A 22342-nucleotide genomic window follows, 5' to 3' on the forward strand; every position below is an offset into this window, starting at 1 on the left:
CCAGACGCTACGCGCGGATCACCTGCACGTCACGACCATCCGATGAAAATCGAAGACATCCAGACCAACGACGAATTCAGCCTCGAAGCGATGATGCTGCGAACCATCAAAACGAGCGTGCCGGTGGAGGAGGCGGAGATGAATGAGATCGTCGCCAATGTCCTCGCGAACATGCGTTGGGCGTTCGAGCATGCCCAGCAATGCGTGCACCTGAAATGCGTCGATGACGGGCGCATCGTTGGCGTCGTACTCGTGAAGAACTTCTGGAATCTGTGCAGTCTGTTTGTCGAGCCGAGCTACCACCGGCGCGGCATCGGTCGTCTTCTGATTCAGGAAGCAATCAAACAATGCGCGGCGCGCAGCGAGCGGCCTTATCTGCGGATCAATGCGGCGGCGAACGCCGTGGAGTTTTATCGCGCGATGGGATTCATGCCGGTGGAGGATGCACGGCGATTCGGTATGAGTACGCCGATGGCGTTGACGTTGTCCGCGCCGTCCTGATTCAGGACGGCGCTGCCTGATTAAGCTGCGTTGCCCTGTTGGGCGGCGCTGTCTTGCGAAGCGGCATGGCCTTGCTCGGCTGCAACGTCATGCTGGGCAGCAACGTCCTGCTGAACCGCGCGCTCTTCCTGCGCAGCAACACCCTGCTGAACCGCAGAACCTTCTTGCGAAACCACCGCATCCTGCTGCGCGGGGCTTTCTTGCTGAGGCTGAGCGGCAGCGACCGGCTGACCCGCGCCAGCTTGCGCCGCGTTCTTCGTTCTTTGCCGCTTGGCCTGCAAGCCGCGCGCACGCGCCGCTTCCGCCGGCAGCACCTGGCCGGCATCCTGACCGTTCAGGTCGACGCGCATGGCGTTTTCAGTGACGCAGGCCCAATAGCGGCTACCCCAGCACCACACCTTGATGGCGTCGCGCAGGGCCGCTTCGTTCAGGCCGAGTTCTTCCGCGTGTTCGAGCAGATCCTTGAAGATGCCCACCTTGAGCGGCACTTTCGGGGCCGGATTCTTGGGGAACGCTTTCGGGAACCGCTTCTGCAGCTTGCCAATAGACAGCACAACGGGGTCGACCGGTTTCGACTTTTGCGCAGGCGCTTTCTGCGCCTGAGCCTGAGCCTGCCGAGCAGCCGTGGGCGCAGCCCGTCCTGGCCTCGCCGGCCTCGCCGGCCTCGCTTGCTTCGGTGCCTCGGCCTGCTTCGCTGGCTTGGCGTTTTGCGCCGGCTTGGCATGCTGCGCACGCTTCGCCACGCGTTTTTCTTCAGCCTGTTTCGCCAGCTGGTCTTTCAGTGCAGCGAGTTGTTCAAAGCCCATGATGCAGTCTACGACGAGGAAAATGCGTGGATTGTAGCAGTTCGATCAGAAAGCGATATTTACGCTTTCGGCGCATCACCAGGCGCGGCGCGGGTTGTGGCCGTAAACGGGCGCTGCGCCGAATCCAGGTAGACGTGCACGAGCTGCCGGATTTCCGCCTGAAGCAAGCGGCGTGCCGCAGGTTTTTCGTCCGCGACAACGGCGAGACCCTTGAGCACGTGCAGAAGCACCACCGCCATGGTTTCCGATTTCGCCTTGTTGAGCGCGGGAATGACCGTGCGCAGAATGCCCGCCAATCCTTCGCGCATCGCCTGGCGAAACTTCACGCGCCGCTCGTCGCTGCCGCCGCGCGCGTCAAGCAGTGCGACAGCAATACTGCGCCGCGACTGCAACGACATCATGAAGTCGACCAGCGCATCGGCCAGCGCGTCGAGCGTCATGGCAGACGCCGCCTGGGCGAGTGCGGCGAAACGCTCCATCAACTGTTGCGCGTAGCGCTCCAGCAAGGCGTCCGCCAACACTTCCTTGGACGGGAAAAACCGGTACAGCGAGCCGATCGCGGTGCCGGAGCGCGCTGCAATCTCAGTCATCGTCGCCGCGTCGTAGCCCTTTTCGGTGAACACCTCGGCGCCCGCTTCCATTATTGCCGCAACACGCAGGTGTCCCCGCTGCCGCTTCGGTTCGTGCGCGCCCGTGGAGCGTGTGCTTGACATGTCAGTTAGTCCCATCTACCGGTGTTTTGCAGGAATCGACCCGCATGTTAGCGCTGGTGGCGGCGAAGACCCAAATCTGGTGTCGGCCCGCGCGGACGAAACGCCGGCATGCGCGTCTCGCGGCAGCATGCGGCGTTTGACTTATGCGAGGGTGTCCTCTACTATTTTATGAGAGGATATCCTCTCATATCTTTCAAGGCTATCCGGTTTTGACTGACTGTCCGCGCTTTCGTTAGCAGCATGAAAGCAATCCGTCACACCACCCTTTCCTTAGGTCATCGCATGCACTACCTCGCTGCTTTCTTTGCCGGTGCTTTTCTCTGCAACAGCATCCCGCACCTCGTTGCAGGGTTGCAGGGCGTCCCCTTTCCGTCACCCTTTGCGAAACCGCACGGCGTCGGCGACTCTTCCTCGCTCGTGAACTTCGTGTGGGGCTTTTTCAATCTGCTGGTCGGTCTTTATCTGTTTTCGCGCCACCCGGTCACGCTCGACTTCACCCCGGACCTGATCGCGCCGCTCGCCGGTGCGTTGGCCATCGGACTTTTTACGTCCGTGCACTTCGGCAAGGTCTGGCAGGACAAGCACGCACGCTAAAACCCTGAATCACGCCTATGACAAGAAGCGCTTGTCAGTTGACGAACACCGCGTTCGCCGATATTGTTCGTCCCATGGCCGATTCAGAATTCATCCATCCCGGCGTCACTGTCCGGCAGAACTGCCTCGAGCGGTTCAATTTGACCGTCACCGAGGGTGCGCTGGTTCTGGGCGTCAGCCGCCAGGCATTAACCAATCTGTTGAGCGGCAAGGCAGGCATCTCACCCGAGATGGCGCTGCGACTCGACAAGGCGTTCGGTGGCGGCGCTGAAACCTGGTTGCAACGGCAAGTGCTTCACGATCTCGCCAAAGCGCGCCTGCGGCTCGACGAACTCAACGTTGTACCCATGGTGTCGGCGCAGCAACCGGCGCTGTTCTAGAGGCCGGCATTTCGACGGCAAGCATCATCCGCATCACCCTTTAGCAAGCGGCATCGAACCCTTGGGTCGTCAAGGGTTCGCGTCGTCTCGTCGTGGTTTTTAGCATTCCTTAGATAACGATTCGAACATTTTCGAAGGCTTCGTTGCGCCTGCTGTTTCAGGTCGGCTCATCACACCTTACAAATCCAATCCGCATTGAGAGTGACTATGTCCGGGGATCGCCGCTTTTATACGTTTCTGACCGGCAGTTTCTTTGCCAGCTTTGGTGGCTGGATTAACTTTCTCGCCATTCTGAACATTGCGACTTATCGGTTCAACGCGACCCCGTTCGACCTGGTGATCTTGAGCGCGGCATTGTTGGTACCGCCCATTCTGCTGACACGCACCATCAGCCGGGTCTGCAGCCGTTATGCGAGCACGCGGGTTCTCGTGATCGCCTTGACGCTCACGCTGGGCACAACGGCCGCGTTGCTTGGGGTCGGCAACTTCATCGCTTTTCTGCTGGTCGTCGCGCTGAAATCGGCGGCCCTCGGTTTCACCGATCCGTCCGAAACGCTCTACGTCACCACTCGCGTCGACGAGGCGCAGCAAAGCCGCGCGTTCCGGCTTCTGAGTCTGGCGCAAAGCGTGGCGAAGATCTGTGCGCCTGCGGCCGGCGGCATCGTCGGCGCCTGGGCCGGCGACAATCACACGATGGAGGTATCGATTGTGTTGATCGCCGTCGCGATTGTCCTGATGCTGGCGTCGGCGTCGGGGTCCGCGTCGAACGGCAAGGCATCGTCCTCAGTCCCTTCAGCCCCTGACGAGCAAACCGCGGCGCGAATCCCTTTGCGCGGAGCCATCGTGCCGCTGCTGCTCTGTGTCGGCATTTACTTCGCGCTCGCCGCAGCCGTCAACAACCAGTTTCCATTGATGCTGAAGAACCACGGCTTCGACAAGTCCTTGCTGGGCATCGTGGTCTCCTGTTCTGCGCTCGGCGGCGTGCTCGGCAGTCTGCTGCCGATGGGGCGCAACGCGCAGAAAGCCGGTCTGGGCGCGCTACTCGCGCCGGCGTTCGTCTCGTCAGCGCTGTTCGTCGCCATTGGCGGGATCTTCCGGCTGCCGCTACGGCCGGCTGAGTGGATGATGGCCGCCGCTTTCTTTGCGACCGGCCTCGCCGGCGCACGTTTCAGGGTCGAGTGCCGGTTGTTCATCGCCCGACGTCTCCCGGACGAGGTGGCGGGCGCCAGCGCGGCGCTGCAGTCCGCGGGAATGTTCATGCAGTTCATCGCGCCGTGTTTCGGTGCGGTGCTGACGAGCCTGCTCTCCACCAGCGACGTGTTCATCACGCTCGGCGGCGTTGCGATGGCCTGCCTGACGGCGGTCGCCGTGCGTTTCGGCGAACAGCAAATGGTCGGCCGCCCCGCCGACGCCAATCGTGGATAAGCGTTATGCTTTTCGCTTAACGTAACCGGCAGTCTGATCCTCTCGCGGAGTCCACCATGCAATACCGTAAATTCGGCCGCACCGGCCTAAGCGTTTCACGTCTATGTCTTGGCACGATGACGTTCGGCTTGCAGACCGAAGAGTCGGTCTCGCACAGCATCCTCGACAAGGCGGCGGAGGCCGGTGTCAACTTCATCGATACGGCGGACGTCTATCCGCTCGGCGGTGGCGAGAACCTCGCGGGACGTACCGAAGAAATCGTCGGCCGCTGGTTGAAGGGCAAGCGCGATCGCTTCATCGTCGCGACCAAGGCGGTGGGGAAAGTCGGACCGTCGCCGTGGGATCAGGGCGCCTCGCGCAAGCACCTGCTCGATGCCATCGATACGTCGCTGCGCCGCCTCGGCACCGACTATGTGGACCTGTACCAGTTGCACTCCGACGACCCCGAGACGCCGCTCGACGAAACACTCGAAGCGCTCGATGTCATCGTGCGCTCGGGCAAAGCGCGCTATGTCGGCGTGTCGAACTTCCTGGCATACCGGCTCGCGCGTGCCTTGGGACGCGCGGATGTGCTGCGCGTGGCCCGCTTCGTCTCCGTACAGCCGCGCTATAACCTGCTGTTCCGGCAGATCGAGCGGGAGTTGCTACCGCTTGCCGGCGAGGAACAGCTCGCGGTGATCCCATACAACCCGCTCGCGGGCGGCCTGCTGACCGGCAAGCACCGTCACGATACGCAGCCTGCGGAAGGACGCTTCACCGCCACCGTCGGCAAAGCCGGTGCGTTGTATCAGGAGCGCTACTGGCATAAGCGCGAATTCGAAACCATCGACACGCTGCGTGCAATCGCGGTGGATTCCGGCGCCTCGTTGACGAAAACGTCGCTTGCCTGGGTGCTTGCCAATCCGCTGATCACCTCGGCGATCATCGGTGCGAGCAACCCCGATCAACTGACGGACACGCTGAGTGCAATAGACCTCACGCTCAACGCGGAACTGAAGGCACAACTCGACGACGCGACGCACGAGTATCGCTGGGGCGATGCCGCGCGCTAAATAGCAAGGCGCGGCACCTCGCTCGAGGTACCGCGCATCGCCTCACTCGAACGCACCCGTGCGTTGGGTTGCTTCCGGGAATTGCCGCGTGTCCCGCAGGGAAAGCGGATGCCAAAGTCGCGCACCGCCTTCGATACCCGCATCGTTCGACACCACCGCGACGTTCGCCGGCAGTTTGAAGGTCAGGCGCGCGGCGTTGCCACCACCTATCCACAGCTTGTCGTAATTCACCAGCGAAGCAAGAATGCCGATGATCTTCTCGACGCGGCGATTCCAGCGCTTGTTGCCCGCCTTCATGCGCGCCGCGTCGCCGATGTATTCGTCGTAAGCGCGGTTTTTGCTGACCGGATGGTGGGCCAGTTCGAGATGCGGCATCAGTTCGCCGTCGCGAAACAGCGCCGTGCCGGCACCGGTGCCGAGCGTCAGCACGAATTCGATGCCGTGGCCTTCGATGACCGCGAAGCCCTGCACTTCGGCGTCGTTGATCATGCGCACCGGCAAGCCGCCCAGCCGCTTGGCCAGCGACTCGGCAAGCGGAATGTCGTGCCAGCCCTCGTCGCCGAAATGCGGCGCCGTCAGCACGCGGTTGTTGCGTACCACACCCGGAAAGCCGATCGAGATGCGCGTGGGCGGATGCGCCGCCACCAGCGGCTCCACGAGCTTGACCAGCGCATCGACCAGTTGCTCGGGCGTGCAGGGATGCGGCGTCGCCACGCGCAGGCGCTCGGTGAGCATCTTGCCGTTGGCGTCGATGATCGCGGCCTTCAGGCCTGTGCCGCCTACATCGATGGCAAGAATCTGCTCCACGCCGCCCTTGGCTGCGGTCTTACGCGCGGTTTTAGGTGCAGCCTTAGGAGCCGCTTTAAGCGCGGCTTTAGGCGCGGCTTTCGTCGCAGCCTTAGCCGCACGTTTGACGGTGGTTTTACCGGTGCCCTCGGCACGGCTCTTGACGTTACCTTTGACGTTGGTCTGACGTGTCGCCACAGTGGTCCCCTGGGAGTGTTTAGTTGCGCCTTACTTCTTTGCGTCCGCGTCCTTGCTCAAAGGCCGCCACGTATGGCCGTTTTGTGCGAGCAAGGCATCGGCCTCGGCCGGACCCGCGCTACCCGCCGGGTAGCCATGCACCGGCAGCGGGCTGCCCTTCGGATGCAGCACGTCTTCCACCGCGGCCCAGCTCGTCTCGATGCTGTCGGCGCGCTGAAACAGCGTCTCGTCGCCTAGCATGCAATCGTACAACAGCGTTTCGTAGCCGACGTTGGGCTGTTCGTCGAAGAAATCGCCATAGTTGAACGACGACTGCACCGCGCCCATCTGCATCACCGGCCCCGGCGCCTTCACGTTGAAATCGAAACTGGTGCCGTGGGTGGGATCGATCCGCAACGTCAGTACGTTCGGCGTCAACGCGTCGACGGGTGTATCGCGAAACAGGCGGAACGGCACCGCCTTCAGTTGCACGGAGATCTCCGTGCGGCGCGCGGCAAGCCGTTTGCCGGTACGCAGATAGAACGGCACGCCGGCCCAACGCCAATTTTCGATGAACACGCGCGCTGCCGCATAGGTCTCCGTCTGGCTATCGGACGCCACATCCGGTTCCTCGCGATACCCCTGCCCTGCCGGTCCTTTCCCGTACTGGCCGAACACCACGTCATCCGCTTTCAACGGCTGGATGGCGTCGAAGATATCGGCCTTCTTGTCGCGCACCGCTTCGGCGTCGAAGGAATTGGGCGGTTCCATCGCCACCATGCCGAGCAACTGGAACAGATGATTGGGCAACATGTCGCGAAACGCGCCGGTTTGCTCGTAGAACTTACCGCGCCCTTCCACGCCGATGGTTTCGGACGCCGTAATCTGTACGCAGTCGATATACTCGCGTCGCCACACCGGCTCGAACAAGGCGTTGGCAAAGCGTACGGCGAGAATGCTTTGCACCGTATCCTTGCCGAGGAAGTGGTCGATGCGATAGATCTGCTCTTCTTTCGCATAACTCAGGATATGTGCGTTGAGATCGCGGGCGGAGGCGAGGTCGGTGCCGAACGGCTTCTCGATCACGACGCGACGAAACCCAGCGCCGTCGTCGCCTTCCTTCAGTAAGCCCGCCTTGCCGAGGTGTTCGACAATCGGTTTGAAGAAACGCGAGGTGACCGCGAGGTAAAACACCACGTTGCCGCCGGGCGTGTTGGCGAGCTTCTGTTTCAGGTTGGCATACGTATCGTCGCTTTCGAACTCGCCGGCCATATATTCGAGGCGTTGCGCGAGCGACCCCCATGCCTTCTCGTCGAGTTTCGAGGTATGGAAGGTGCTGGCCTTGTCGGCTGCAAACTGCTGTAACGCGGCGGACAGTTCGTCGCGCCATGCGCTGGTTTCGCCCTCGCCGTGATTCACGCCGATGATCTTCATCTGCGCATCGAGCAGGCCGTCGACCGTCAGGTTGTACAGCGCCGGCATCAGGAGACGTTTGGTGAGGTCGCCGCCTGCGCCGAAGATCACCAGCGTGCAGGGCGGCGCGGGATGTTTGCCTGCCGGTCCCGCCGGGTTGGAGGCGTGCGAGCCGAGATCCAGCTTCGGGCTGGTGGCGGAGGACGTTGAATCGGGTGCGTTCGAAGGAGTCGACATAGGTTCACTCAATCCAGAGAAGCCAATGGAACAGACGTGGCGGTATAGGAAAGACCATGCCCGTAGCCGCACAGTTCAAAAACAGTCGCGAATCGTCTGCTTGCAAGGATTCGGTGATGCGCCGAATCCCGCCCTGCCGTCCTGCAACGCGCGCCTACTTGGTCACAAGCGCCGCCTCAGCCTCGCCGGCAACCGGCACAACGCCGGCCTCCGACATCGCACGCGGTTGCAACAGGAGCGCGACCAGCCCGCTCCAGCCGGTCTGATGTGAAGCGCCGACGCCGCGCCCATTGTCACCGTGAAAGTATTCGTGGAACAGCACAAGATCGCGCGAACGCGGGTCGGCTTGCAGCAGCGGATACGCGCCCATGACCGGGCGCTCGCCGTTGCGGTCCTTCAGAAACAGCGTGGTGCAGCGCTTGGCGAGCTGGTCGGCAATTTCGCTCAATGAGAACTTCTGACCGGAACCGGTGGGAAACTCGACGCGGAAATCGTCGCCGTAGTAGCGGTGAAATTCGTACAACGACTCGATGAGCAGATAGTTGACCGGCATCCAGACCGGCCCGCGCCAGTTTGAGTTGCCGCCGAACACGCGCGAATCCGATTCGGCCGGCAGATACTTGACGCAAAAGCTGTCGCCGTTATGCCGGAACACGAACGGCTCGTCGCGATGCACTCGCGACAGCGCCCGCACACCGTGATCGGAAAGAAATTCTGACTCGTCGAGCGCGCGCCGCAACAGCGCCTTCATGCGATGCCCACGCAGTAACGACAGCAGCAGGTTGTTGCCTTTGCCCGGTTCGTCCCAGCGCGATACCAGTTTGGCGAGATCGGGACGGTGCTCGAGAAACCAGAACAGCCTGTCGCGCAAGCCGGGCAGCGCGCCGTGCAGGCGTTCTTCGAGCACGTGCACCGCAAACAGCGGAATCAGTCCGACAATCGAACGCACCCGCATCGGCACATTGGAGCCGTCGGGCAGTCTCAGCTTGTCGTAGAAGAATTCGTCTGCGCTATCCCACAGGCCCGTATCGCAGCCGTCGTCGCAACTGACCGCCTCGGCGATGTACAGGAAGTGTTCGAAGAACTTCACGCCGATATCGACGAACACATGATTGGCGAACGCCAGTTCCAGCGCGATCCGCATGAGGTCGAGCGCGTAGGCCGCCATCCATGCGGTGCCGTCGGCCTGGTCGATATGGCCGCCGGTGGGCAGCGGCGACGAACGGTCGAAGATGCCGACGTTGTCGAGCCCAAGAAAGCCGCCCTGGAAAATGTTGTGACCGTCGGCGTCCTTGCGGTTCACCCACCACGAGAAATTCAGCAGCAGCTTGTGAAACACCAGTTCGAGGAAATCGCGATCGCCTTTGCCGGTGAGCGCGCGGTCGATTTCATAGACACGCCACGCGGCCCATGCATGCACCGGCGGATTGGCGTCGCTGAAAGCCCACTCGTAGGCTGGCAATTGTCCGTTGGGATGCTGATAGCGGTCCTTCACCAGCAGCAGCAACTGACGCTTGGCGAACTCCGGATCGATCAGCGCGAAAGCCGCCGCATGGAACGCCAGGTCCCACGACGCGTACCACGGGTATTCCCACTTGTCGGGCATCGAGACAATGTCCGCGTTGCACAGATGGCGCCAGTCGGCATTGCGGCCATGCTTGCGACTCGCGGGCGGCGTAGGCTGCGCCGGATCGCCCTCAAGCCAGCGTTGTACGTCGAACTGGTAGTACTGCTTGGACCACAGCATGCCGGCGAGCGCTTGCCGCTGCACCAGTCGCGCGTCGGGATCGGGCATGTCGTGCTGCAACGCCGCATAAAACGCGTCGGCTTCGGCGAGGCGGCGAGCAAACAACGCGTCGGCGTCGAGCGGCGTGTCGTCCGGCGCGGACTCGGGGCGCCAGCGCAGATAGACCACCGCGCGGCCATACGGAGCGAGGACGAGCGGCACATGCGCAGCGGCCTTGCTGCCTGCATCGGAGCGCACCGCTTGCGCGTCGCCGTGCACGAGGTAATCGTTGATGCCGTCCTTGAACGGTCCTGCGCCGTCCATACCGAAGAGGCGTTTGACGTTGGTGTCGTTCTCGCAGAAGAGCCATGTCAGCTCGGGCGCGTCTTTCGACCATGCAGTGACGACGATCGGGTCGTGGCCATGCTGACGCCCCACCAGGTGCGTTTCGCCGCGTGCCGTTTGCTTAGTGAGCGACGGGCGGTCCTGCGTCCCCTTCCACGACCAGGTGTTGCGCGCCCAGATCTGCGGCAGCACGTCGAGCGTAGCAGCCTCGTCCGCGCGGTTTTCGACGGTAATGCGCATCACCATGTCGTCAGGCGTGTGCTTGGCGTATTCGACCTGTACGTCGAAATAGCATCCATCGTCGAACACGCCGGTGTCGAGCACTTCGTACTCCGGCATATCGGCGCCGCGCCGGGCGTTTTCCTGGATCAGATCGTCGTACGGATACGCAGCATGCGGGTACTTGTACAGCATGCGCATATAGGAGTGAGTGGGCGTGCCGTCGAGGTAAAAGTACAGTTCCTTGACGTCCTCGCCATGATTGCCCTGCGCGTTGGTGAGACCGAACAGACGCTCCTTGAGAATCGGATCGCGGCGGTTCCAGAGCGCGAGAGAGACGCACCAGTTCAGCTTGTCGTCGCCGAAACCGGCAATGCCGTCTTCGCCCCAGCGATACGCGCGACTGCGGGCATGATCGTGCGGGAAATGGTCCCACGCGGTGCCGTTTTCGCTGTAATCCTCGCGTACGGTGCCCCACTGGCGTTCGCTCAAATAGGGGCCCCAGCGCTGCCAATGGGCACATTCGCGGGAGTGGAGGCGGGCGCCTTCGATGGTTGCGAGCAGATTGGCGGCACGCAGCGGCGGCATGGAGCGTTCCCTTGCTTTACGAGCTTGGCGGTGGGATTCACATCGTAGCGCTTTTTCAGAGCGAGATGCGCCGGCGCGGGCACGGAGGTTCAGTTACCCATTCGCCAGCATCCGCTTCACCCGCAACAACTCTCCCAACGACCAGGCCTGAAACGGCGTACCGCCAGGTTGGTGCGGTGCATCACCGTCGGCGACTTCGCAGATGTGATCGAGCCCGTCGTGATCCAGATGCTCCACAAGCGGCGCAAGAAAACGCGTGCGCGCCTGCGCCCTCGCCCCCTCGTCCGGTTGATGCACGCGCAACCATGCTTCGACGAACGGCCCGATCAACCACGGCCACACCGTTCCCTGGTGATAGGCGCCGTCACGCTCCACCGGACTGCCCGCGTAACGTCCTCGATAAGCCGGATCGGAAGGCGCGAGGCTGCGCAAACCCAGCGGCGTCAGCAGATGCGTCTCCACCTGATCGACCACCGCGCGTGCCGCCGCCCCTTCGAGCAACGGAAACGGCAAGCCTCCCACCGCGAAGATCTGATTCGGCCGGATCGATCGGTCAATCGCCCCCGCAACATGATCCACGTCGACGTTGTCGAACAATGCTCCGGACACCGGATCGACGAACCGTTCATGAAATGCCTGCGCCGCCCGCGCCGCGGGTTCCTGCCAGTGCGCATTCCAGGCCGTCGCAATGCGCAGGGCGTTGATCCACAGCGCCTGGACTTCGACCGGCTTGCCGATGCGCGGCGTCACCACCCAGTCGCCAACCTTCGCATCCATCCACGTCAGTTGCACACCCGGCACACCGGCGCGCAACAGGCCGTCGTCATCGGCGCGGATGCCGAAGCGCGTGCCGCTGCTATAGCCTGTGAGAATCGCCTCTACGGCCTGCTGCAAGCGCTTGCGCGTGTCGTCGCCGGCTTGCTCTGCCGCGAGATAGTCGTGCACGGCAATCACGAACCATAGCGAGGCATCGACGGCGTTGTACTCGGGCGTACTGCCGTAATCGGGAAAGCGGTTCGGCAACATCCCTTCGGAGAGCGTATTAGCCCATTCGAGCAGAATCGACTCCGCTGCTTCGAGACGCCCGGACGCCAGCAGCAAGCCGCGCATCGCGATGAAGGTATCGCGTCCCCAATCGGTGAACCATGGAAACCCCGCGAGGACGGTGCGGCCGCCATCGCGCGCCACCAGATAGGCGTCGGCGGATCGATGCAGGCTCGAGGCGAAGGCGTTACGTCGCGCATATTCGGTGTCGGCAAGCGCCTTGAAGCGGTCGACCACTGACGTGGTCTCCGGCTCAGCGCCCGCTTGCAGGATCATCAACGCTTCGCTATCGGCGAGCGAGAAAGTGAACACACCGGGCGTCGCGAGGTCTTCGCTGAAATCGAGCCCGCGTTCGCGCTCACGCACGTAGCAGAAGTTTCGATACCAGTCGGGCGCATGCGTGTACGTGCCGTTGGTCGATGCATGGATCACGGGCAGATCGCCATACGGTTGCCAGCTAACGCGAGCATGCGCTGCGTCTACATCCGCGTTGAAATTGAACGCAGCGTTTTCATGGTGCAGCGCATGATAATCGCGGCCCGACAGCAGCGGCCGCACGTGCAAGGTATAGCCAGCAACCGTAGTGTCGCTCGCACTGCCCCGCTCGAAGCGCCAACGCAATACTGTCTCGCCAGTCACCTTCGCCACGAATACTTCGGCGATCAGCACCGCCTCCGCGTCGAGCTGGAAGCGCCAGCTCGGCCACGGCTGCGTATCGAAACCCAGCAGGCTGGACGAGACATCGGGGTACACGACGTCCGGCACGTAACGCTGCATGCTCAGCGGATAGCGCTTGCCGTTCTCCTCAAGCCACGCCTCGATGCCGTTGACCAGTACCACGCGTCCACCCGGCGCATGGGTCGCCGTCAGCAACAGCGCGTGATAGCGGCGCGTGCGCACCGTACCGACCGTTCCCGACGCGAAACCGCCAAAGCCATCGGCCTCGAGCCACTCGTGCTCGAGCAGGAAGGAATCGAAAGGCTTTTCGATACGTGTCATTTTTACGCCTACCGTTAGTACAGCTTCGATATTACCGATTTGCCCATCAACGGGGCGAAGTGGCTGCGTTTTTCCTCTCCAATGTGTCGCGCGCCTTTCGAACAACCGACAATTTTCACGCGGGTGTAACGGCTCGCAAACGTTACACGATCTTTCATAAATTTTTCTTCAAGTCTCTGGAGACTGCATGCGCTAACCCGAATCTGGATGCAGACATGAGAAGACACTACGTCGCGGCCACGGCTGTACTCGTTGCGCTCACAACCATCATGCTATCCGCATGCGGACCGGACGACGGCGCATCGACAAGCGCCGATCAAAGCCGTGCCGCACCCGATGCGGTCAACTCAGCGGCCACTCCGTCGGCTCAGGCGACCAGCCCGGCGCTGCCGCCGCCTGCCTTCGGCGCATCCGCAACGCTCACGAGTCTTCCCAACGCCTCGCCCGACGCAGCCTCCGACAGCGCCGTGCAAAGCGTCGAAGCGAGCCTCGCGGCAGACAGCCAGCAAGTCGCACCCGTGCTGCACTACGCGCCCGGCGACAGCGGACAGAACAGCAATAGCAATTGACCACCGGATTCCCCCGGCGCGCCCGCCGCGCTATTCTTTACCCCCGCAGAAGGTGATAACCAATGACCTCAAATAGCCGTCGCCGTTTCCTGCAGACCGTCGCATCGTCCGCCGGTGCAGCCGCCGCACTGGCCGCATTCCCCGAATCGATCCGCAATGCGCTCGCCGTACCGGCAAATTCGCGCACCGGAACGATCGAGGATATCGAGCACATTGTGGTGTTCATGCAAGAGAACCGTTCGTTCGACCACTACTTCGGCCATATGCGCGGCGTGCGTGGCTACAACGACCGTTTCCCGATTCCGCTGCCGGGCGGCCAGCAACCGGTGTGGTATCAGCCGTCGAAGGAAAATGCGGCGCAACCGGTCCTGCCGTTCCATCTGAACACGCAGACCACCAGCGCGCAGTGCATCGGCGATCTGGACCACTCGTGGTACCCGACGCACTATGCCATCAACAACGGTGCGTACAACCAGTGGCCCCAGTACAAGACCGACATGACGATGGGCTATTACCTGCGCAGCGACATTCCGTTCCACTACGCGCTGGCTGACGCCTTCACGGTTTGCGACGCCTACTTCTGCTCGCTGGCCGGCCCGACCCACCCGAACCGCTCGTATTTGATGACGGGCATGATCGACCCGAGCGGCACGATGGGCGGCCCGCTGCTCGACAACAACGACTACGTGGACGGCGACGGTCCGCCGCAATATCAGTTGCTGTCGTGGACGACGTACCCGGAACGTCTGCAGGCCGCCGGCATCACGTGGCAGGTCTACCAGCAGGGCCTGACGGGCGCCGATCCGCTGAACGGCAACTACGGCACCAACGTGCTGCAGAACTTCGTCAACTACATCAACGCCCAGCCGGGTTCGGCGCTGTACGAACGCGCACAGACGGTGCGCACCATCGTCGACCTGAAGAACGACGTGCTGGCAGGCAACCTGCCGCAGGTCTCGTGGCTGTGCCCGCCGGCCGCCTACTCGGAACATCCGAGCTACACGCCGGCATACGGTGCGGAATACACCTCGCAGATTCTCGATGCGCTCACGTCGAATCCGGAAGTCTGGAGCAAGACCGTGCTGTTCATCATGTACGACGAGAACGACGGCTTCTTCGATCACATCGTGCCGCCGCAACCGGCCACGACGGCAGCACAGGGTCAGTCGACAGTCAGCGTGGAAGGCGAGATTCACAACGTCGTGAACCCCTACCGCGGCGGCAGCTACACCGCCGACGGCCTGCCCTTCGGCCTTGGACCGCGCGTGCCGATGACAATCGTCTCGCCGTGGACCAAGGGTGGCTTTGTCTGCTCGCAGGTGTTCGATCACACCTCGGTAATCCGCTTCATCGAAAAGCGTTTTGGCGTGTACGAGCCGAACATCACGGAATGGCGCCGTGCCGTCTGCGGCGATCTGACGAAGGCGTTCGACTTCCGCACGCCGGACGCGACGATGCCGCCGCTGCCGGATACGAGCAACTACATCACGACCGCCAACAACCAATGCGCGACGAACCCGAAGCCTGTGGTGCCTGCCACGCCGGGTCCGTTCGACGCGCAGGAATCCGGCATCCGCTTTGCCCGCGCGCTGCCGTATGAGCTGCATGTGAACGGTCGTCTCGAAGCCACGCAAAACACCTTCACGATCGAACTGGCCAACACCGGCGAGCAAGGCGCGCACTTCTATGTGTACGCAACCAATCGCACGGACGGACCGTGGCGCTACACCGTCGAAGCCGGCAAGTCCCTGAAGGAAACCTTCGACCTGACGACGACCAGCGGCGTGTACACGTTCGAAGTGTTCGGCCCGAACGGCTTTGTGCGCAAGTTCGCCGGCAACGCGGCTCAAACGCAGACGAACAACAGCAAGCCGTCGCTGCCGGAAGTCCGCACGCATTACGACGTGGCGAACGGTAACGTGTTCCTGAAGTTCAGCAACAAGGGCCGCGGCATTGCGCGCCTGACGGTGACGGACAACGCCTACGGCGCGCGTCCGCGTCAGGTGATCGTGCCGGGTGGTGCGGAGATCGAAGAGGCATGGGTGCTGGCGTCGAGCCATCACTGGTACGATCTCACGGTCAGCAGCGCTGAAGACGCCAGCTTCGCTCGCCGCCTTGCCGGCCACGTCGAAAACGGCCGTCCGAGCATCAGCGATCCGGCCGCTGTGGCGCCGACCTTGACCGTGGTCTGAAGTCTCTGAGGTGCCGCCGGGCATCGATCGACACGCGCCTCGCAAGAGGGGCGTGCAAGATCGATGTCCGGCGGGTTCAGCGGATGGACGGCATGCCCGTCACGCCCCCAGCAGCACTCCGGTGCGCACCGCACGCGTGCCGGTCACCCGCCCCAGCGGCGCACCCGCGGTGACGAAGCGAATCGCGCGGCGCATGTAGAAAATACCCTCTGTCTTGCTGCTGATCGTGGTGGTTTCGTCCGTCAACGGATCGACGATATCGAACAGCGGATCGCCCACGCGGATGGTGTCGCCGATGTTCGCCCGGTGCACCAGAATCCCGCTCACCGGTGCATAGAACTGTTCGCTGCCGGCAAGCGGCGTCGCCGGCGTGAGCAGCTCGGGAAGCGGCTTCGCCTCACCGCGAATCGCCTTGCGGTACGTCAGGTAATCGATCAGCGCGTCCGCATCCTGCTGCGCCACCGCGTACGACACATCGCGCTGGCCACGGCATTCCACCGTCACCGCAATCGCACCGTTGTCGACCGGTTGATGCGCCGGCAGGTTTTGCTGCAGTTGCCACCACAACAAACTGTGCGTCTCGTCGAAGGCTTCACCGCCCGAGTCGGTGGCGAGCAACGATGCTCGCGAACCGAGATACCGTGCGAGCGGCTCGAAGTCGGACCATGCGGACTCGCTCGTGTACACGTGCATCACCGCCTCCAGCGAGCAATGCAGATCGATCACCACGTCCGCATCGAACGAGAGCTTCAGCAAGGCCAGTTGCAACGATTCGAACTCGGTCAGCGGCTTGTGCTGTTCCAGTTGTTCGCTGATCAGCTGCCGGACGAGCTGGCGGTTAGCCGCCACGTCCGGGCCGAGCGTGCCCTTGGCGCGCTCCAGCAAGCGCGTGAACTGCAGGAAATGGCGGTTGAAATTCTTGCCGCTGCCCAGATCGAAACGTCCGAGGAACTGCCCCAACACGTATTGCCCGAGTCCCACCGGATTGGCGACCGGCACCACCACGATCTCGGCAGCCAGCGCGCCTTGGGCCTCGAGTTCAAGCAGGCGGCGCTTCAACAGCACCGTGGTCAGCATCGCCGGCGTCTCGTCGGCGTGCAGGGTGGACTGCAAGTAGATTTTCTGGCCACTATCCGTGGGGCCGAAATGGAAGCTCACCAGTTCGCGATGCGTACCGATAGCGGGCGACAGAAGCGGAATCGACTGTTTTTTCATGTGCAAATGAGGTGGGGACTCACTGTAGATAGGCGCCGCAATGCAATCGCAGCGCCCAATTTCAATTGCCGCCGTACGGATCGAAATCGAAGTACTTGTGGGCGATCTGCGCGTAGGTGCCGTCCTTGAGCATCGAGGCGATGGCGTCGTTGATGGACGCCTGCAAGGCCGTCTCGTCCTTGCGCAGGCCGATGCCTACGCCGCGATCGCCCATCGAAAGCGGTGCGCCGACAAACGCAAAACCCTTGCCGGCCGGCGTGCGCAGAAAGCCCTGATCGGCTTCCACCGTGCCCAGCAACGCGCCGTCCAGACGACCGTTGATCAGATCGGTGAAGACCTCATCCTGGCTCTTGTACGCCACCACGTTGACGCCGTGGGGCGCCCAATTGGCCTGCGCATAGGTCTCGAACTGCGTACCCGACTGCACGCCAATCTGCTTGCCGGCCAGCGATGCCACCGAATCGCTCAGCCCCGAGCCTTGCTTCGCCACCAGGTGCGATTTGAACTGGAACAGCTTCGAGGAGAACAGAATCTGTTGCTCGCGCTTGGCGGTAATCGCCATTGACGACATGATCGCGTCGATCTTGCGCGCCTGCAGCGCCGGAATCATCCCGGAGAACTCCAGCTCGACCCATTGGCAATGCGCGTGGATGCGCCGGCAGATTTCGTTGCCGAGATCGACGTCGAAACCCTTCACGCTGCCGTCCGGCGCTTTGGCGTCCATCGGCGGGTAACTTGGATCGATGCCAAGCCGCAGCGTGTTGCCGTCAGCCGCAAACGCACCGCTGCTGAAACTCAGCGCGGCGATCAGGATCATCAACGGAGTCTTCATGGAGAGCCGGTCGGGTAAGGAGGTGAATGGGGAGAGGTGTGGTCCGGGCTCATGCTAACCCTCGCCGGTGCATCGAAGAAGTCCCTGGCGGGCTATCATGATCACCTTTACCGATCACCCCTCTCGCTACCGCCATGGCCCTGACGATCTCCCAGTTGCGCGTGTTCACCGCGATAGCCGAGCACGGCAGCATTCGTGCGGCATCGCGGGCACTCGGCACGGCACAAAGCGGCGTCACCCAGCAATTGCAGAATCTCGAGCTGATCCTCGGCGCAACGCTGTTCACCCGCACTAACCGCGGCATCGCACTGACAGCGCTGGGTCAACGGCTGTTGCAGCGGGCCGGGGCGATTCTCGGCGAGTGCGAGCGCGTCGAGCAGGAGGTGCAGCAGTTGCGTGGCGACTATGTCGGCGAGGTCTCGTTCGGCATGACCACCGAGCCGCTGATCGATGCACTGGCACCGGTCCTCACCGAATTCCGCACGCGTTTTCCGCGGGTGGCCGTGCATCTGCGCACGGGCACCTCACGCATGATGATTGCGTGGATCCGCGAAGGCACGCTGGACTTCGCTGCGGCACTGGTTTCGAAGTACACGGACACGACCGATCTCTCCGTGACCACGCTCTACCCATCCGATCCGGTGGTCGTATGCCGGCGCGGTCATCCGAAAGCCAGGGCGACTTCGCTCGCCAAATTGACGGACTGCACGTGGATCGCCACCCGCTCGCCGAACCTGACAGACGACCCACAGGCCAACCGTCTCAACAATTTTTTTGAAAGCCACGGTTTGCCGCCGCCCAGGATCCTGGCGACGGTCGAGGGGTTGTTCGAGAGCCTGCACCTGGTCGGGGAGACGGATTGCCTCTCGCTCGAATCGTCGATTGTGGCGCGGCATCCGCTGTTCGCTCAGACGCTGACCACGGTCCCCGTGCGCGAGCGCGCCGTCGAGCAGAACGTCTGCTTGCTGCAGCGCGCGGCTATTCCCGTGACACCGGCGGCGCAGGAACTCGCGACGATGATCGCGTCATACACCCGCACTGTGCGCGCCACCCAGAACAGCGCCAATCCGCCGTGACTGAAGACAGAAGCTGAAGACAGAAGCGGTGCGCGTTGCATATCGGCTTGCAGATCGACGTTGCGGGCAGGAAAAGCCACGCGTGATCCAATGGTCCGATTTATCCGCCAAACCCTCGCCGTCAGCGGACAAGGCTCCGGCCTGCACCGTCAGCAGGTTACGATGAACACCAGAGACCGATCAGCCGGCAAGGTACTCGCGAAGCCATGCGACCGCGCCAGACCGGGCGAGGAGACAAGTGACGTGCTGGTAACCTGAGCATCCTGCCAACCCAACCCCGATCAATTGGCCCTTCCATGCGAGTCCTATTCGTCGTCGGCAATCTGGGTGACTATCAAGTACCGCGGTACCAGGCGCTTGAGCGGCTGGCCCAAGGCCGAGGTCATGAGGTGTTTCTTGTCGAAGTGTTCGGCAAATCCGGCGTCTACGGCTTCCCCCAGGACCGCCGCGCCGCCTTCTTCGATACTCATCCTGCGAACTGTGTCACGCTGCTCAAGGAGGCCAGCGAGGGCGACGGTCATACCTTGCGCGTCGCGGTCAGACTGCTGTCGGTGTTCCGCTCGTTCGCACCGGATGTCGTCGTCACGCTGGGCTACAACACCAATTACTCAATCGTCCTGTGCATTCTGAAGGCGCTGACGCGCCGCTTTTCGCTGATGTACATGTCGGACTCGAAAGCCGACGACGGCACGCGGTACGCCATCAAGGAACGCGTGAAGCGCGTGCTGGTGTCGAAGTTCGACGCCGCCCTGGTGGCCGGCGAAAAGCACCGGACCTACGCCGAATCGTTAGGTATACCGATGGAGCGATCGCGCATCGGTTTCGACGTCATCGATGTCGAGTATTTTTCGAGGATGTCGCGCGAGGCGGTTCTGGACGCACCGGAAATCCGCATGCGCTTCGCGCTGCCGCCGCGCTACGTGCTATGCGTGAGCCGCTTCGTGGCGCGCAAGAATATCGACCTGCTGATTGCCGCGTTCTTTCAGTCTGGACTGCATGCCGTAGGGGTTTCGCTGGTGCTGGTCGGGCAAGGTCCGTGCAAGGATGCACTGCTGGAGCAGATCGACCGGCTCGGTCTCGCGAAGCACGTGGTCATTCTGAGTTCAGTGCCGAACCAGCATATGCCGGGTCTCTACGCGCTCGCCGATTTCATCGTGCTCGCAAGCCAGTTCGATCAGTGGGGCCTATGTGTCAACGAGGCCTTTGCGGCGGGCACGCCAGCCATCGTCACGCACGCCTGCGGTGTGGCGAACGAACTCGTCCATGACGGCGTCAATGGCTTCATCGTCGAACCTGGTGACGAGTCCGCGCTGGCGGCGAGGATCACGCAACTGGGCAACAACAGCGCGTTGCGCGAGCGCTTTTCGGCTAACGCGCTCACCTCGGTCAGGCGTTGGACACCAGCGCTCTTTGCGTCGAACACCATTGAACTGGCGGAATCCATGATCGGCTCGGCCGGCCGCACGCAAGAGGTGGCCTAAGCGACGCGGCCGGCCTGCGCATCGCCGCGCGCTGCCTTTACGAAGCAGGACGATTGGAAATCAGCCGTATCAGAGATCAGAGGTTAGGCGCAAACACCGCGCTCGAGCCGGGCGCGATGCGCCGCTTGAGAATGCGCGCCACCGAATACATCGTGCTAAGCCGCTCCACCCCCAGCCGCTGCTTCAGAACGCCGCCGAAGCCATCGAGGAAGTTGAAGGTGGCAGGGCTGGAAAAGCCGTCGAAATCGAACGTCAGCTTGCGCTCGATGGCATGCTGGATCGCCGTCCAGATCAACAGGCTGATCGAGCCGCCATGCGCCGCCAGCGCGCGCGACGAAAGCAGGTAATACATCGCATAACGGTCCCAGACGAGACCGATCGCGGCGACCAGTGTCCCACCCGGACCATAGGCACCCAGCAGATGTCCGGCCTTGCGTTCCACAAACGCATTCACGAGCTGGCGCATCACTACCGATCCGTAAACATTCGTGCGCGAACGCTCCGCCAGATTCGCTTCGTAGAACTGCAGAAATTCGCTGGGTGTGGCGATAGGGGCGACGGTCAGCTTCTTGTCGGCGCTGCGAATGACATTACGCGTTTTACCGTGCAGACGCGCCCAGGCCTCCGGTATGGTGCAATCCGGGGCGATCTGAAAGGTATAGCGTGCGGACACGGTAAAGCCATGCAAGGCAAATGCAAGCGCGTCTTCGACTCGCGGATCGAAGATCTGCACGAAGCTATCGAAACGCGGCAGTTGCTCGATCAGTTCCGCCGTGACGCTCAGTCGATGATGCTGCTCGTGAACGCTGTCGACGCCAAGGGGGGAAATGACTGGGCCGAGGGTGCGCGTGAGCGGAGGAAGCTGCGAAATCCGCCACACACCCTTGTGCGCGGAGTAGTAAGGCAATTCGCCAAGCAACTCGGCGCCACGCACGACCTTGGCTACGCTCCAGTTGCCATCCGTTGCGATATCGAGCCACCACGGTTCATGGAAAATGGAGCGGGCCGCACACTCATCGAGCAGGCGCACCGGCGCAGACGTAGATGGCAAGGCGGCGAGGCCACGCATCATACGCTCCGGAGGCAACGCCAGGTCTCGTACTGTTGTCATCGGCGATTCACCTTGTTACGGTCCCGCTCGTGCGGCCGCAGGCCCGACTCGACTTAAACCGAGTCTATTCGCAGTCCGGTAGTGCTTTTACGCCAAAATCGAGAGTCGAACAGGTTAATCCGTGTCTAACGCGCCAGCCTATATAGCGGGCGAGCAATCTGACGCGCAGATCAAGTTGTACTGCTTACCAGGTTGAAAGCATTTTGCATTCTTCGAAGATTATTTGATCCGCCGATTATCTTTGCCACGTAAAACGCCGACCCGGCATACTATTCCGATTCAATCAGGACACCGTTCTATTTCGGCAAAATCTATCGCAAGTCCGGCGCGTGACGGAATTACGGACGCAGCATGTCGAAGCCGCCCAGCACGACCACTCCGCTCAACGCGATCAATGCAACGGAGTGTTGGCCAAAATACAGAATGGCGGCGGCCGACCAGGTCGCGAGAGAAAAAGCTGCAATACGTTTCATGGTGAAATAGCCGCACGTCCACATGCGACCCTCAAATAGTTAGCCAGGCAACTATAAGGTACCAAAAAGACGCGCTCAACGCAGCGACGCATGCGCCGCCTCACCGCCGCGAAGCTGAGGTCACTGCGTGGAATCGCGAAACAGCTCGGCGCACAAACTGCGGCCCGCCTCGCTCAAGCGCGCGGTGCCGGTGCCTTCCTCGGTAAAGGTCGTCTCGGCGATGCCGCCCTCCACCAAGGCCGTCAGTTGGCGCCGCAGCGCGCTCATCGGCACGCCGGCCTGCTTCGAGAGCTTCGCCAGCGACCAGTCGCGCCCCGGCGTTTCCTCCAGCGCACGCCACAGTTGCATCAGCACCGCCACCAGCATCGGATCGACTTCGTCGTTCATC

The 22342-nt window shown here is 62.3% G+C and carries 20 protein-coding genes; 9 read left to right on the forward strand and 11 right to left on the reverse strand.

Annotated elements, in window-relative coordinates; genetic code table 11:
• Positions 1-42 precede the first annotated feature (42 nt).
• Positions 43-501, forward strand: a complete 459-nt coding sequence (locus tag BUS12_RS00180) for a GNAT family N-acetyltransferase (RefSeq protein WP_074293679.1) — start codon at positions 43-45, stop codon at positions 499-501.
• A gap of 20 nt (positions 502-521) precedes the next feature.
• Here the strand turns inward: BUS12_RS00180 and BUS12_RS00185 are convergent, their stop codons facing one another.
• Together BUS12_RS00185 and BUS12_RS00190 are read right to left on the reverse strand one after the other, a co-directional pair.
• A complete protein-coding gene (locus BUS12_RS00185; protein WP_074293680.1) occupies positions 522-1307 on the reverse strand; it encodes a ProQ/FinO family protein in 786 nt (261 codons plus the stop codon).
• Positions 1308-1366: 59 nt separating this feature from the next.
• Positions 1367-2020 (reverse strand): TetR/AcrR family transcriptional regulator, encoded by a 654-nt coding sequence (locus BUS12_RS00190; protein WP_074293681.1) that lies wholly within the window; start codon positions 2018-2020, stop codon positions 1367-1369.
• A 240-nt stretch (positions 2021-2260) separates the two neighbouring features.
• Here BUS12_RS00190 and BUS12_RS00195 point away from each other — a divergent pair, with 240 nt between their 5' ends.
• From BUS12_RS00195 to BUS12_RS00210, 4 genes are all read left to right on the forward strand, one after another.
• On the forward strand, positions 2261-2614 hold the full coding sequence (locus tag BUS12_RS00195) for a hypothetical protein (RefSeq protein ID WP_429307674.1): 354 nt from the start codon (positions 2261-2263) through the stop codon (positions 2612-2614).
• Positions 2615-2688: 74 nt separating this feature from the next.
• A complete protein-coding gene (locus BUS12_RS00200; protein WP_074296913.1) occupies positions 2689-2994 on the forward strand; it encodes a HigA family addiction module antitoxin in 306 nt (101 codons plus the stop codon).
• A gap of 207 nt (positions 2995-3201) precedes the next feature.
• Positions 3202-4419, forward strand: a complete 1218-nt coding sequence (locus tag BUS12_RS00205; RefSeq protein WP_074293683.1) for an MFS transporter — start codon at positions 3202-3204, stop codon at positions 4417-4419.
• Between the two features lie 56 nt (positions 4420-4475).
• Positions 4476-5471 (forward strand): aldo/keto reductase, encoded by a 996-nt coding sequence (locus BUS12_RS00210; protein ID WP_074293684.1) that lies wholly within the window; start codon positions 4476-4478, stop codon positions 5469-5471.
• A gap of 42 nt (positions 5472-5513) precedes the next feature.
• Here the strand turns inward: BUS12_RS00210 and BUS12_RS00215 are convergent, their stop codons facing one another.
• The 4 genes from BUS12_RS00215 to BUS12_RS00230 all read right to left on the reverse strand — a co-directional run bounded on the left by BUS12_RS00215 (position 5514) and on the right by BUS12_RS00230 (position 13005).
• Complete coding sequence (locus BUS12_RS00215; protein WP_074296915.1) at positions 5514-6278, reverse strand: ROK family protein; 765 nt, start codon at positions 6276-6278, stop codon at positions 5514-5516.
• Positions 6279-6485: 207 nt separating this feature from the next.
• Positions 6486-8084, reverse strand: coding sequence for a glucose-6-phosphate dehydrogenase (gene zwf / locus BUS12_RS00220; protein ID WP_074293685.1), 1599 nt, complete (start codon positions 8082-8084; stop codon positions 6486-6488).
• 154 nt (positions 8085-8238) lie between these two features.
• Positions 8239-10962, reverse strand: coding sequence for an MGH1-like glycoside hydrolase domain-containing protein (locus BUS12_RS00225; protein ID WP_074293686.1), 2724 nt, complete (start codon positions 10960-10962; stop codon positions 8239-8241).
• 93 nt (positions 10963-11055) lie between these two features.
• The gene (locus BUS12_RS00230; RefSeq protein WP_074293687.1) at positions 11056-13005 is read right to left on the reverse strand and encodes an amylo-alpha-1,6-glucosidase; all 1950 of its coding nucleotides are present in this window, start codon (positions 13003-13005) and stop codon (positions 11056-11058) included.
• Between the two features lie 215 nt (positions 13006-13220).
• Between BUS12_RS00230 and BUS12_RS00235 the strand changes: the two genes are divergently transcribed.
• Positions 13221-13574, forward strand: a complete 354-nt coding sequence (locus BUS12_RS00235) for a lipase chaperone (RefSeq protein ID WP_074293688.1) — start codon at positions 13221-13223, stop codon at positions 13572-13574.
• Between the two features lie 62 nt (positions 13575-13636).
• Complete coding sequence (locus BUS12_RS00240; protein WP_074293689.1) at positions 13637-15766, forward strand: phosphocholine-specific phospholipase C; 2130 nt, start codon at positions 13637-13639, stop codon at positions 15764-15766.
• 99 nt (positions 15767-15865) lie between these two features.
• Here the strand turns inward: BUS12_RS00240 and BUS12_RS00245 are convergent, their stop codons facing one another.
• Both BUS12_RS00245 and BUS12_RS00250 read right to left on the reverse strand, forming a co-directional pair.
• Positions 15866-16981 carry a succinylglutamate desuccinylase/aspartoacylase family protein gene (locus tag BUS12_RS00245; RefSeq protein ID WP_074293690.1) on the reverse strand — a complete coding sequence of 372 codons (1116 nt, stop codon included), beginning with the start codon at positions 16979-16981 and terminating at the stop codon, positions 15866-15868.
• Positions 16982-17042: 61 nt separating this feature from the next.
• Positions 17043-17813, reverse strand: coding sequence for a transporter substrate-binding domain-containing protein (locus BUS12_RS00250; protein ID WP_074293691.1), 771 nt, complete (start codon positions 17811-17813; stop codon positions 17043-17045).
• 134 nt (positions 17814-17947) lie between these two features.
• Here BUS12_RS00250 and BUS12_RS00255 point away from each other — a divergent pair, with 134 nt between their 5' ends.
• Both BUS12_RS00255 and BUS12_RS00260 read left to right on the forward strand, forming a co-directional pair.
• Positions 17948-18889 (forward strand): LysR substrate-binding domain-containing protein, encoded by a 942-nt coding sequence (locus tag BUS12_RS00255; protein WP_074293692.1) that lies wholly within the window; start codon positions 17948-17950, stop codon positions 18887-18889.
• A gap of 296 nt (positions 18890-19185) precedes the next feature.
• Entirely contained in the window at positions 19186-20370 is a 1185-nt protein-coding gene (locus tag BUS12_RS00260) for a glycosyltransferase family 4 protein (protein WP_074293693.1), read from the forward strand.
• A gap of 76 nt (positions 20371-20446) precedes the next feature.
• Here the strand turns inward: BUS12_RS00260 and BUS12_RS00265 are convergent, their stop codons facing one another.
• The 3 genes from BUS12_RS00265 to BUS12_RS00270 form a co-directional block, all read right to left on the reverse strand.
• Positions 20447-21481, reverse strand: coding sequence for a GNAT family N-acetyltransferase (locus tag BUS12_RS00265; protein ID WP_083640175.1), 1035 nt, complete (start codon positions 21479-21481; stop codon positions 20447-20449).
• A gap of 338 nt (positions 21482-21819) precedes the next feature.
• The gene (locus tag BUS12_RS39575; RefSeq protein ID WP_290439553.1) at positions 21820-21954 is read right to left on the reverse strand and encodes a hypothetical protein; all 135 of its coding nucleotides are present in this window, start codon (positions 21952-21954) and stop codon (positions 21820-21822) included.
• A 120-nt stretch (positions 21955-22074) separates the two neighbouring features.
• On the reverse strand, positions 22075-22341 hold the full coding sequence (locus BUS12_RS00270) for a helix-turn-helix domain-containing protein (protein ID WP_074293694.1): 267 nt from the start codon (positions 22339-22341) through the stop codon (positions 22075-22077).
• Position 22342 lies beyond the last annotated feature (1 nt).

Source organism: Paraburkholderia phenazinium, from assembly GCF_900142845.1.
GTDB lineage: Bacteria > Pseudomonadota > Gammaproteobacteria > Burkholderiales > Burkholderiaceae > Paraburkholderia > Paraburkholderia phenazinium_A.